Consider the following 12036-nt stretch of genomic DNA (forward strand, 5'->3'; position numbering starts at 1 on the left):
ACCCGCCGCGATCGCCCAGACGCCGCCCATGCCGATGCCGACCAGCACGCGGGCGGCCACCATCACAGCGAAGTCCGGCGACCATGCCGCGAGCAAGTTACCCACCGTCAGGACCGCCATCAGCACGCACATCACCGTCCGCCGGCCGAACCGCCCCAGCAGCGGTGTCAGCAGCGGCGCCGACACCGCTCCGACCAGGCCGGTGATGGTCAGGGTCAGTCCGGCGGTGCCCTCGGTCACCTTCAGCGCGTCCCCGATGGGCGTCAGCAGGCCCACGGGCAGCATCTCGGACGTCACCACCGTGAACGTCGCGCTCGCGACCGCCGCGACGCCCAGCCAACCGCGGGTCGCGGATCGCTCAGGCACCGCGGTGGTGCCTGCGTTTTCCTCAGTCTGTGCCATGCGACCAGCCAACCCGCCCCGGCCTGCGGGAACAACGGCCGATCCCTCATCCTTCGATAAGCGGGACTACTCGATCGGCCGCGCGGAGCGGCAGTGCAGAAGGGAAACCATGAGCGGTGTCGAGATACGCGAGTTGGAGACGTTCCTCGTGCTCGCCCAAGAGCTGCACTTCGGACGGGCGGGCGAGCGGCTGTATGTGTCCCAGAGCCGGGTCAGCCAGCTGCTGCGCTCTCTGGAGAGCCGTATCGGCGCCCCGCTCGTCGAACGCACCAGCCGCCGAGTGCGCCTGACCCCGCTCGGCGAGAGCTTCCTCGCAGACCTGCGCCCCGCGTACGATGCCCTGCGCTCCACGGTCGACGAGGCCCGGGCCGCCGCACGGGGCATGGGCGGGGAGCTGCGCATCGGCTTCCAGGGCACCGTCGACGACTACCTCAGCCGGGCTATCGCCCTGTTCGGGGACCGGTATCCCGACTGCGCGATCGACATCGTCGAGATCCCGCTCTCCGACCCCTTCGGGCCGCTGCGCCGCCAGGAGGTGGACTGCGCGGTGATCCTGCTGCCGGTCGCCGAGGACGACCTCGTCCTCGGCCCGGTCTTCTCCCGGCAGCCGCAGACCCTCGCCGTGTCCGTCCGCCACCCCTTCGCCGCCCGGGAATCGCTCTCCGCCGAGGAACTCGCCACCTGCCGGCTCATCGGTATCGACGGCGGCGCCCCCGAGTACTGGCGGCGGGCCCAGGCCCCCAGCCTGACCCCGGACGGCCTCCCCGTGCCGGCCGGGCCCAGCGTCAACACGCTCCAGGAAGGGCTGAGTCTGACGGCGGCCAACCGCGGCACCATGCTGCTGTGCCGGTCCACAGCCGACTACCACGGGCGCCGCGACTCCCTCACCTTCGTCCCGGTGCAGGGCCTGCCCGACTCCGAACTGGGCCTCATCCGCCACCGCACCCGGCCCTCCGCGCAGGCGGAGGCCTTCGCGCTGACGGTCACCGAGACCGCCGGGCCGGCGGCCTGACCGCGAAACCCTTGCCGTCATTCCCGAAGCCCGATCTCCATCCAGCACCCCTCAGCTTGTTCTTTATCTTCCGGTCTCCCGTTGCAATGTGCCCTCTTCGTGGCAGTGAGCCATCTGGCGATGTACCGCCCCATGACAGCCGCGAGACCGGGGAGTACCACCGCCACGTCAGTGGCAAGCCCCAGCCACGGGCCGACGACCAGCGGGAACAAGGTTCTCCCCTTCGGCTCTGACTGACACGAACCCGGCACATCGCACTACTTGGGTGCCGGATTCGGCCACCTCGGCCAGGACGCCGCTACCTGACCGCGGTAAGCGCTGGTGCCGCGCCGCTGGCGCGGCCGAGGCGGCCATGACAGAGCTGCCCGGCTCCGTGAGCCAGGAGGCGAGGGCCAATGGCCTGGTGACCTGCTTGAATGCCCGGATGACACCTGAGATCCTCTTTCTTCGCGTCTTCTGCGACACGAACGGCAACCACGGCAATGTCCTGGGCGTAGTGCGCGACGGCCGCGCCTTCCCCGACGAGGAGTCCAGACAGGTCCTGGCCCGGGAACTGGGGCTTAGCGAAACGGTATTCATCGACGACGCCCACCGGGGCATCGTGGACATCTATACGCCAGGGGTGCGGCTCCCGTTTGCCGGGTACCCGCTCGTCGGCGTGGCCTGGCTCCTCGGTCTGGACAGGCTGGAGCTTCCTGTGGGGAACATCCCTGTCCGCCGTGCCGACGGCTTCACGTGGATCAGTGCGCGAGCAGAGTGGGTGCCGCCGCGCACGCTGCAGCAGTACGGCAGCACGCAGGAGGTCGATACGCTGACGGTGCCGGAACCGGGAGAGTGGGTGTACGCCTGGGCCTGGCAGGACGAGATTGCCGGCCGAGTCCGGGCCCGGGGATTCCCGGGCCGTGGCGACGGCATCGACGAGGACGAAGCCACCGGAGCGGCAGCGCTCCTGCTCGCCGACCGGTTGGGGCGGGCTGTTGCGGTCACCCAGGGCAGCGGGTCGCAGATCATGGCGGCCCCCGGCTCTGACGGGATGACCCTTATCGGCGGACGCGTCTGCGCAGTAGAGAATCTCGCGTGCTGAGCTCCAGGTCATGCCAACCGGGTGCCTGATTGCGCCCGGCCGGTAGCGTCACCGGCATGAATCAAGACCGTGTGCTCGAAGCGTTTCGTCGGGAATCCGGGGCGCTCACTGATGCTGTGTCAGGACTGTCCGAAGCTGAGTGGAGCCTTCCGACACGCTGCGCCCCCTGGACCGTACGCGACCTACTCGGGCACGTGTGCGTCGTGATCGACTGGCTTCCGGGCATGCTGGACGCACCGGCCCCGGCTAGGGCCAGGATTTCCGCTGCGGATTACTACCGTCCGGACGACCGCTTTGCACCCCAGACCAACCATGCCCGGATCGCTCTGGCTCAGGACAGGGCAGCAGAGCCGGCCGATGGTGCCGCCTTCGCCGAGGATTTCACCGCGTCCTGGCGGCGGGTCGACCAGCTGTGCCGGGTCCAGCCGGCCAGCCGTACCGTGTGGACACGCCATGGTGACGCCATGCTCCTGTCGGAGTTCCTGCTCACCCGAGTCGTCGAAGTCGCCGTCCACGGCCTCGACCTGGCTGACGCACTCGGATGCGAACCCTGGCTCACCTCGTCAGCCGGTGACGCCGTGCTGGAGCTGCTTCTCGGCGCTGAGCAGATGGCGGCCGCCGACACATTGGGTTGGAGCCAGCCGCATTTCCTGCGCAAAGTTACCGGTCGCGAGCCGTTGGACGAATCAGAGACCGCGCAGATCGAACAGCTCGGCCTCCGATGGCTCACCCTGGGCTGACACCTGCGCTCCGCTGCAACAAGATCATCTTTCGGCAGAGCTCGGAACGATTGCTGCCGACGTTCAACAAACCTCGTCCTGCCGAGCCGACGAGAACCCGTAGTCACGCACCTGTACCTCCACGATCACATGATCATCTGCGGGCGATGCGTTGATCACTTGAGGGCGTCATCGTTTTCTGCAGATCACTCCACAGGCCCGCCCAGGTTCCGCAGAGCCTTCCTCGCGAGCTCACGAGCTTGAGTCTCCAGCAGGGGGAGACCTGAAGGTGGGGACATGAACGGCCACACGCTCTACTCGATCGGCCAGCTGGCCCGGCGGACTGGTACCACGGTGAAGACCATCCGGTTCTATTCCGACTGCGGACTCATACCGCCCGCTGACCGCAGCCCGGCCGGCTATCGCCTTTACGACAACGGTGCCGTCGCACGCCTGGATTTCGTGCGAACCCTGCGCGACCTGGGACTGGACCTTGCGGCCATCCGGAAGGTCATGGATCGGGAACTCGCGCTGTCGGAGGTTGCCGCAGCACATGCCGACGCGTTGGACGTGCAGATCCGAATCCTGCGGCTGCGGCGTGCAGTGCTGACCGCCGTGGCGGAGCGTAAGGCTACCCCTGAGGAGACACAGCTGATGCACAGACTGGCCAAGCTTTCTGAAGTCGAACGCCAACAACTGGTCGATGACTTCCTCGACGCCGCCTTCGGTGGTGTGGGCACCGGCTCCATGTTTGCGGGAGGCATGCGCTCGATGACTCCGGAACTGCCGGACAACCCCGATACGGAGCAGGTCCAGGCGTGGGTGGAACTGGCCGAGCTGTCCCAGGACCCTGACTTTCGCGCCCTCGTGCGGCATATGGCCGAGGAGCAGACGGCCGGGCACATCCAGGGTGGTCCACCCGCGCTGCACAGAGACTTGGCTGCTGTCGTCCGTGACCAGATCGCTCCGGCCGTGGCAGCGGGTGTAGAACCAGCCTCGCTTCAGGCCGATCCGATTGTCGCGGTCCTCATGACCCGCTGCGCACATCTCCTCGACTGCTGTGACGATGCCACGTCGCGCAGGCAGCTCCTGGTCCGGCTGGAACGCATGAACGACCCTCGCAGAGAGCGATACCTCTCACTGCTTGCGGTGATCAACGGCTGGCCGGGGCCGGACAGCCTGCGGCCGGTGCTCGACTGGGCCATCCATGCTCTGCAGCCTCGGATACAGGGATGATGGGGCGGCCGCGGGGCAGCATGAACCAGCTGTCGCCGAGGTCAGATCAAGGCCATGCCGCATACGATCCGGCAGTGAACACTCCCGTCATACTCACATCCGCCGCGACGGCGACCGCTCCCGCTGTTGTCCTTCGCCCCTGGTGCACGGAAGACGTTGCTGCGCTGGTTGAGGTGTACCGGGACCCCCAGCTGCGGCGTTGGACGAACTCTCGTATGGAGAGTGAGGACGACGGACTGAGATGGGTGCGGGCTCAGGAGCAGGGTTGGGCGGCAGGCGACCGGTTCGCCTTCGCAGTCCATGAAACGGCCCTTGTCGCGGCGCCGCCGCGACTGGTGGGCAACGTGGCAATCAAGGAAGTCGCATCCGGAAAGCCTTCCGCCGAGGTCGGTTACTGGACGGCAGCACGGGCTCGCGGGCGAGGCGTAGCCTCACGAGCCCTGAATACTCTCACCGCCTGGTCCTTCGATGCTTTCCGAGCAGATGGTCTGGAGTGCCTCGAACTCCTCCATCAGGTCGACAACCTGGCCTCCTGCCGCGTCGCCGAGAAGAACGGCTACCAGTTCGACAGGATCCTGCCGTCGGCTCCCCCCTCCTACCCTCTCGATGGTCATCTGCACATACGGCGCGCAGCTGCCGAGATCACCGGCTGACCAGAGGTCCGCCGTTCGGCATCGAGCCGGGTGACCTCGCGGTATGACCACAGGCGGGGGCGGTCGTCCAAGGTGAGGCGATGAGCGCACTGCGACCCGGCGACATCACTGACGAAACGATCCAGGCCATGGACACGGCCGAGCGGCAAGGACTGCAGAAGGACCTGCGTGCCCTGGCCGCCAACATCCGAGCCGACGCCGAAGGCCACTACGACAGCGCGGAATCCAGGTGGCGAGCCGGAGTCGAGTGGACACTGCTGCGGATCGAGAACACCGCCGCCCAGCTGACCGAAGGCAGGCCGTAGCCGACGGCGCCGGCGGGCGTCAGGGCGTAGCGGCGGGGGTGGCCTCACCGGTGAGGCCACCCCCGGGCCTTGGTGGTTACCGGCGACGTCCGAACAGGCCGCGGTTCTTCTTCGCCTCCGCTTCGGCCGCCTCCCGCGCGGCAGCCTCTTCGGCCTGGCGGCGCGCGACACGTTCGGCCTTGGCGCGGTCGGCCGCTTGCTTCACGCACGGCCCGCACAGGTCGTCTTTCTCGCTGCGCCACGAGGACTGCCGGATCGACTGCCAGCGATCGTCGGTGAGCTTCGCTCCGCAGCGGGTGCACACCGGCCGCTTCGCCTCGCGCTCCGCCTGCCGGCGACGAGCCTCCTTCCGCTGGACCGCGTACAGCCGGTCGCCGTCGGGGTTGCCCAGGGCCTGCTCCAGCGTCTGCCACTGATCCTCATCCCACCCGAGCCTGCGCCACACCGCGCCAGCGGCCCCGTTAGGGTCGGCGGTGATCCGCTCCAGCTCGGTGACGAGCACCGGCACCGCCTGGTGGTAGTCGACGGCCGTGATGCCCGACGACCGGCCCGGGTACGGCTGCCCGGCGAAGTAGCGGCGGGCGGCCTGCTCCAGGCGCCGGATCCGGCTGGCGCGCTGCGCCTTCGTCCGGCCGGTGAACACGAACGCCACCGGCACGTAGCCCTCGTGCCCGGTCGCCGGACAGATCCGCGACCACAGCCTGAAGTCGTGCACCTTCGCTCCCCCGTAGGAGCGGGCCGCCCTCTCGCGGTCCTTGTCGGCCTTCGGCGCCAGGAACTCGAACCACTCGGTGTAACGGCGCACCTTGTCCACCAGGACGTCGACGGGCTCATTGACCCTGTCGATCTCCAGGAGCATCGCGGGCACACCGACGTCCGTGGCGCGCATCGTCAGGTCGGCGTACTGGGTGTAGCCGTAGGGCACCTTGTGGCCGATCTCGGTCTGCCAGGACAGCGGTGTGCCGAAGCCGGCCCCGGTGAGGACCGCGGCGGTCATCGTCACGGCGGCGGCGTGTTCGTCGAAGCCTTCGCCGGTGACCGGCTCGCCGTCTTCGTCGTACTCGAGTTTGCGCAGCGCGGAGACCCGTACGTTCTTCGGCAGCAGCTGCTTGGCTTCCTTGTGTCCGCGCTCGGTGAGCACCCACAGCTGGTGGTTCGACTCCAGCCGCGTCTCCACCCGGGCCTTTCCGTCGTTCTTGAGGGCGTTGAGGGTGTCCCTCGTAATCCGGTCGTGCCGATCGGTGGGGCGCAGCATCCGCCACAGGTGTTCCGCGGTAGCCCTCTGGAAGATCCCGAGAGCCTTCAGCACTTCCTTCTTCCTGGTGTGGGTTGGCTTCCATGTCTGCTTCGAAGACTTAGAAGGGCTGTCGAACCTGTCGCGGGGCCTGTTCTGCCGGGCTGACCTGCTGATACGCGCCTGGCGGGCGAAGTGGCCGTGGAGGGGGCGATGGAGGGGCCCGTGGAGGGGGCCTGCGGGGCCTGGTCCAGGTTCTCGCCGAGCGTCTGGTCGTCGATGGCGTGCGGTTCGTGGGCGGAGTGGGGCGTGATGTCGGCGGGCATGGTGTCCTCGCTTCCTCCGGCCGGCTGGCCGGGACAGTGGGCGTTTGGCCCGCACGCGGATGTGCGCGCGGGCCGGAGCCACCGTCGGAAATGACCCCTTGACCGCCGTCTGGCGATCAACGACGAAGGGTGTCCGATTCCTCCCCGGGCGCCGCACTGTTTTGGGCTGAATATCGCAGGTAGCGGAGGTGGACAAGGGGGTGCCGCGAGTGTCGGTGTGACGCCGCAGGCTTGTTGGCAAGGGGTGACGTGGTCCGGAGCTGGTCAGGAAGTTGTGACGCTTGGTAGTTGGCGAGGGTGACGCACGTTAGTTGGCAAGTTGTGATCACGGGCGGTGGTCGTGCTGGGCCGTGGGGCCCTTGATGTGTGAGGTGTCGCGTCACCGGCCGGCTGGTTCTTGCGTCCTTTCGAGTGGTTTGTGGGCTGCTCGCAGACCAGGCAGCAAGGTGCCAGAAGGATTCTTTCGGGCCGCGCTTTGCGGCCCGGGAGAGGATGGTGTGCATCGATGAGTGCGACACGACGGAATGTTCTGGGTGCAGCTCTGGCTGCTCCTTTGCTGGCGCAGTTCGCGGGGACGGCGTCCGCGGCGGATGAGAAGTACGGCACGGTCTCCGACGGCTGGGTTGAGGTCCGGTGGTCCGAGGCGGTCCAGGCCGAGTTGGACCGGCTGGGTGCGGTGGTCGAGGCCGTGGCCCCGGCTGAGATGGTCAAGTCTGCTGGTGGTCCGGCGGTGCGGTTCCCCGTGCGTTCCGGCAAGGGTGACCCTTCCCTGACGAAGCTGCCGAAAGCCAAGGGCAGCGGTGCTCTGGAGGGGGGAGTGTCGGTGCGCACACCGCTGGGCAACGTTCGGCTCACTGGCCTGGAGAGCGTCCTAAAGGACGAACTGGCGTCGGGAAAGTGCCAGGTCAACGGCCTCACTGTCGAGCATCCCTCGGCCCTGCGGTGCGGTGTGGGCAAGGGGAAACTGTCCACCGACAAGGTTCCGGTGGGCAAGCCTCTGAAAGTCCGGCTCAGTGAGGTGCCGCTGTACGCCACCCCCGAGATGCTCGAGGCGTATACCGCGACGTTCGGCGCGTCCCCATTCAGCGATGACACGGTGCTGGGTTATGTGACCGTAGCCGGCACCTACACCCCGCCCAAGCCGTGAGGTGAGCCCGGCCCTGGGCTGGGCTCGGGGCCGGGGCCGGGGCCGGGCTCAGGAGGGGGTTACGCCGGTTCTGTTGAAGGGGCCGGCTCTGCTGGCCGGGCGGGTGCGGGAAGAGTGCCGCCGAAGCGGCGCTGGCGCCCGGCATAGACAGTGAACGCCTCCCGTAGCTGTTCCATGCCGAAACTGGGCCACGGGGTCGAGTCGAAGACCATCTCGGCATAGGCCAGATGCCAGGGCAGGAAGTTACTGATCCGCTGCTCGCCGGAGGTACGGATCAGCAGATCGACGTCCGGGAGGCCGGGTGCGTACATGTTCCGCTCCAGGTCGGCGGGGCCGATGTCCTCGGGCCGGATCGCCCCGCAGGCCGCTTCGGCGGCCAGTGCGCGGGCGGCCTCGACCAGTTCTTCGCGTCCGCCGTAGTCGACGCAGACGGTCAGCGTCAGCGTCTCGTTGTTCGATGTCATGCTTTCCAGCAGCGTCAGCTCGGAGGCCAGCGACGGGTCGATGCGGTCACGTCGTCCGCACCAGCGCACCCGCACCCCCAGGTCGTGCAGCCACTCGGCCCCCCGGGCAAGCGCCTCGCCCATGATCTCGAACAATGCGTCGAGTTCCTCCTGAGAACGGGCCCAGTTCTCCGTGGAGAACGCATAGAGGGTCAGATGCCTCACCCCCAGCCGTAGCGCGGCGTTGCCCAGCCGCGCTACGGACCACTGGCCCGCCTGATGTCCCCGGAAGACCGGCTGCCCCTGCCCCATGGCCCATCGCCGGTTGCCGTCCATGATGACCGCGACGTGCTCCGGCACCGCCTCCACATGCGGCCACACCGGGCGGCGAAAGGCCCCGTCGGCGGACACCAGCGGTTCAAGACCTTGGGTGAAGACCCGCTCCTGGCGCAGTGCGGTCTCGTCGAACTGCAGATGGACTCCCAGCACCAGCACGTGCAGGAAGGGCTGGTACTCGCGCTCCACCATTCCCGTCACAGGTGCCACCTGCTCCAGCAGCGCATTCCAGCGTCCGAGTTGCGTGCGCACCAATTCCGCCAGCGCGCCGGGACGTTCACCGCATTGGAGATCACGCACCTCCAGTCCCAGTGTCCGCAGATCGGCGCGCGGCAGGTAGCACCGGTCGGCCGCGAGGTCCTGCGGCATGTCCTCGAAGTTGTCCACCGCCTGACCCGCCTCGCCCAGCAAAGAGGCCAGCGCCAACACCTCTGGATCCCTCATACCCAGCAGCGGAGACCACAGCTCAAAGGTCGTGCCTCCTGCTCCCCTCAGATACCGCCGCTGGTCGTGGAATGTCTCGAAGACAGGGGGACTGACACAGTCGGCCTCCAGAGTGCTCAGCAGCTCCTCGATCACCACACGGTCGAGATCCCACCGCCACACCGTGTCCACGAATGCCCGCAGTACCGGATCCCCGCTGCCCCCAGAACGCAGCCCCTCACGGGTGGCGGAGTACCAGCGGGCCAGCCGCCGCTCACGTTCTGCCGCGGTTCCGCCCTTATCGGCGATGGTGTCGGTCCGCAGAACGAAGGCGTTGACAGCATGCATGTGCGGGCGGACAGAAGCAGGCAGCAGTTCGGTCGCCCGCCACATCGGCGCATGAAACTGCCTGGTCAACGCCTCACACACGTCGTAGGACTCACGCAACCCAGACGTACCGGACAGACTCTCGTCGATCATCATGCCTCCCCTTCAGCCACACCGTCGACAGCACCCCCGCCCCCAGGCAGCGCCGCGGGCAACAACGCCTCCTCACCGACCCACCGGCGGGAAGCCTCCCTCATCAGTAACGACACGGCCGACCAGCCGGTACCGGGCAGCAAAGCGCTGACGGGCTCACACGGCAGTCAAGAGAACCAACGCGGAGCAACATCGGCTGCCGTTTGCCAACAAGCGTGCCGATTCGCCAACCACGTTGCGTCGTCACACCGGCGGGGAGGGAGACTTCTCCCTTCCGGGCACCGCCCTCTGCCCACAGGGCCGCCACCAGAGGCTCCTCTTGAAGCCGCCGCGATCAGCGGGGCAGCCCGTACGTGAGGAGCCGTCCATGTTCTACAACCCCACCGTGCCGCTCGCCTCGATGCCCCCGGACGCGGTACTCAGCGCCTTCCGCTACCTGCGGGCCATAGAGGCCGACGACACCGAAGCGGCTGCCGGATTCGCCGACACCGATCCGCGGCTGCCCGCACTGCTCCCGGGGTCAGGGCCCCAGCGCGGGCCAGCGGGACGAAGTCCGCGTACAGGGCGGCGTGCAACGCAGCGGCCAGCTCGCGGGCCCGCGGCTCGGCGTCGGCGTCGTACAGCACGAAGTACACCGGCCCGGCGGAGGAGTCCGGGCGGATCTGGCGGGAGCGGATCAGTCGGATTACCGCGTTGCGGACGGCGTCGTGCACGCTGTCGTCGACCGTGTGGCCCGGACGGTGAGCGTGTCGGCCTTCACTGTCCACCGGGGGCCCTGGCGCTCGACCGCAACGAAGAACGCTTGCTGCTGTTTGGCGCGCCGATAGGCGGCGTTGAAGGCGTCGACGTCCGTTGCGTCCGGGACCAGGCCGGCGGGGCACAGAACAGGCAGCGGCTGCATGAACAGCATCGTGCCAGGCAGCACACGAGTGACCGGGCCGACCCACCACCGTCGTGCAGACCGGCTGCATGAGTGAGGCGGCTGCCTGACCGGACAGCCGCCTCACTCTACGTTCTTTCCCGCCCGCTCAGCCGCGGACGATGTTCTGCGCCTGCGGGCCCTTTTGGCCCTGACCGATATCGAACGTGACGTGCTCGCCCTCGGTCAGCTCGCGGTACCCGTTGCCCTGGATTTCGGAGTAGTGGGCGAAGACGTCCGGGCCCCCGCCGTCCTGCGCGATGAATCCGAAGCCCTTCTCGGAGTTGAACCACTTCACCGTGCCGCTGGCCATACTGAAATTCATCCTTCGCTCATGCACGGAGCAGCCCAGGATCGGGCGTGCCCCGGCTCCTGGTGGATCAGGAGCCACAGCACTCCTACCCTGCTCCGGGCGGCTTATCCGACGGGCGACACGCCGCTGCCTCGCCATGGCCCGCCAGCCAGCTGCGGCCCATGGCCTCAAGGAACAGGATCAGGTCGTAATCGGAGTGCGCGAGCCCGAGAATCTCGTCCCGTCCGTGCCGGTGCACGGTGACGCGTCGGATGCCCGTCTGGGACGGTTGGTGCACGACGATCGGCGTGCTGCCCAGGCACATCAGGGTGCACCGGCCGGCGGGCCGATGCATCCAGGCGGTTGATGTATTCGGCGCGCTTTTATCTTCCGTTTACGTGGCTGGTTTCAGGTAGTCGGGGGCTGGGAGCGTTGATCTTGACGCGGCGCTTCCGCCCTCGTGGAGTGCATGAGGGGCTTCACACGGACCGGGTGGATGCATCGTCATGACCATAGGGAACCCGGCCGGCCCTGCGGGCGTGGGCCCTGCCGCGTGCCGCCCCGTCGCCTGTCGGCCGAGACGAAGTCGGCGCTGAAGGCGACGAAATTCTTCATCTGCCTCGCCTCCGTGGTCGCGGTACTGATCGCTTCCATGGCCGTGGGCACCGAAGAGGGCCGCGCTTACTTCCGCGCCGACCAGGCCTGGTGGTACATCGTGATCCTGGCCGTCGGCTACATGATCAGTCGTGGGCTGGCCAAGTCCGGCAGCCGCGATCCCTACGACGAGTCCCACTGACCGGCTCGCGGGCGAAGGCGGCATCCGGTGCGCTGCACGCCGCCTTCCGACGTGCAGCACCGCGGACGGAGCGGATGAGCGCGTCGTGACCAGTACGTCGGTCGCGGCGCGTGCTTGGCCATGCCCCCGTGCGCCTTACTGACTTCGGCTTGTCAGGGTGTGGCTGGGTCGTCGAGGGTGAGGCCGGTGCCGGCTATGAATCCGTCGAGTGTGTCGGGTCGGTATTGAA

General features: G+C 67.9%; 13 protein-coding genes and 1 pseudogene. 8 read left to right on the forward strand and 6 right to left on the reverse strand.

Annotated elements, in window-relative coordinates:
- A partial coding sequence (locus ACWD0Y_RS34360) for an MFS transporter (protein ID WP_450264190.1) occupies positions 1–402 on the reverse strand: 402 nt, incomplete at its 3' end.
- A 109-nt stretch (positions 403–511) separates the two neighbouring features.
- On the opposite strand from ACWD0Y_RS34360, the gene ACWD0Y_RS34365 reads away from it, so the two are divergent.
- The 6 genes from ACWD0Y_RS34365 to ACWD0Y_RS34390 all read left to right on the forward strand — a co-directional run bounded on the left by ACWD0Y_RS34365 (position 512) and on the right by ACWD0Y_RS34390 (position 5411).
- On the forward strand, positions 512–1414 hold the full coding sequence (locus ACWD0Y_RS34365) for a LysR family transcriptional regulator (protein WP_450264191.1): 903 nt from the start codon (positions 512–514) through the stop codon (positions 1412–1414).
- Between the two features lie 424 nt (positions 1415–1838).
- Positions 1839–2498, forward strand: a complete 660-nt coding sequence (locus ACWD0Y_RS34370) for a PhzF family phenazine biosynthesis protein (protein ID WP_450264200.1) — start codon at positions 1839–1841, stop codon at positions 2496–2498.
- Between the two features lie 56 nt (positions 2499–2554).
- Positions 2555–3238, forward strand: coding sequence for a maleylpyruvate isomerase family mycothiol-dependent enzyme (locus tag ACWD0Y_RS34375; protein WP_450264192.1), 684 nt, complete (start codon positions 2555–2557; stop codon positions 3236–3238).
- A gap of 276 nt (positions 3239–3514) precedes the next feature.
- On the forward strand, positions 3515–4453 hold the full coding sequence (locus tag ACWD0Y_RS34380; protein WP_450264193.1) for a helix-turn-helix domain-containing protein: 939 nt from the start codon (positions 3515–3517) through the stop codon (positions 4451–4453).
- 74 nt (positions 4454–4527) lie between these two features.
- A complete protein-coding gene (locus tag ACWD0Y_RS34385) occupies positions 4528–5106 on the forward strand; it encodes a GNAT family N-acetyltransferase (RefSeq protein WP_450264194.1) in 579 nt (192 codons plus the stop codon).
- 80 nt (positions 5107–5186) lie between these two features.
- Complete coding sequence (locus tag ACWD0Y_RS34390) at positions 5187–5411, forward strand: hypothetical protein (RefSeq protein ID WP_450264195.1); 225 nt, start codon at positions 5187–5189, stop codon at positions 5409–5411.
- Between the two features lie 76 nt (positions 5412–5487).
- Here the strand turns inward: ACWD0Y_RS34390 and ACWD0Y_RS34395 are convergent, their stop codons facing one another.
- Entirely contained in the window at positions 5488–6720 is a 1233-nt protein-coding gene (locus tag ACWD0Y_RS34395) for a replication-relaxation family protein (RefSeq protein ID WP_450264196.1), read from the reverse strand.
- A gap of 756 nt (positions 6721–7476) precedes the next feature.
- On the opposite strand from ACWD0Y_RS34395, the gene ACWD0Y_RS34400 reads away from it, so the two are divergent.
- Complete coding sequence (locus ACWD0Y_RS34400; RefSeq protein ID WP_356837944.1) at positions 7477–8118, forward strand: hypothetical protein; 642 nt, start codon at positions 7477–7479, stop codon at positions 8116–8118.
- A 59-nt stretch (positions 8119–8177) separates the two neighbouring features.
- Here the strand turns inward: ACWD0Y_RS34400 and uppS are convergent, their stop codons facing one another.
- The 3 genes from uppS to ACWD0Y_RS34415 form a co-directional block, all read right to left on the reverse strand.
- Positions 8178–9803 carry a polyprenyl diphosphate synthase gene (uppS, locus tag ACWD0Y_RS34405; RefSeq protein ID WP_450264197.1) on the reverse strand — a complete coding sequence of 542 codons (1626 nt, stop codon included), beginning with the start codon at positions 9801–9803 and terminating at the stop codon, positions 8178–8180.
- 682 nt (positions 9804–10485) lie between these two features.
- Positions 10486–10710: a hypothetical protein gene (locus ACWD0Y_RS34410; protein ID WP_450264198.1), complete on the reverse strand. Its 225-nt coding sequence runs from the start codon at positions 10708–10710 to the stop codon at positions 10486–10488.
- Positions 10711–10828: 118 nt separating this feature from the next.
- Positions 10829–11032 carry a cold-shock protein gene (locus tag ACWD0Y_RS34415; RefSeq protein ID WP_107458844.1) on the reverse strand — a complete coding sequence of 68 codons (204 nt, stop codon included), beginning with the start codon at positions 11030–11032 and terminating at the stop codon, positions 10829–10831.
- 532 nt (positions 11033–11564) lie between these two features.
- On the opposite strand from ACWD0Y_RS34415, the gene ACWD0Y_RS34420 reads away from it, so the two are divergent.
- Positions 11565–11807: a hypothetical protein gene (locus tag ACWD0Y_RS34420; RefSeq protein ID WP_450264199.1), complete on the forward strand. Its 243-nt coding sequence runs from the start codon at positions 11565–11567 to the stop codon at positions 11805–11807.
- 152 nt (positions 11808–11959) lie between these two features.
- Here the strand turns inward: ACWD0Y_RS34420 and ACWD0Y_RS34425 are convergent.
- Positions 11960–12036: pseudogene (locus tag ACWD0Y_RS34425) on the reverse strand (transposase); the annotation flags it as partial.

Source organism: Streptomyces altiplanensis, assembly GCF_053591575.1.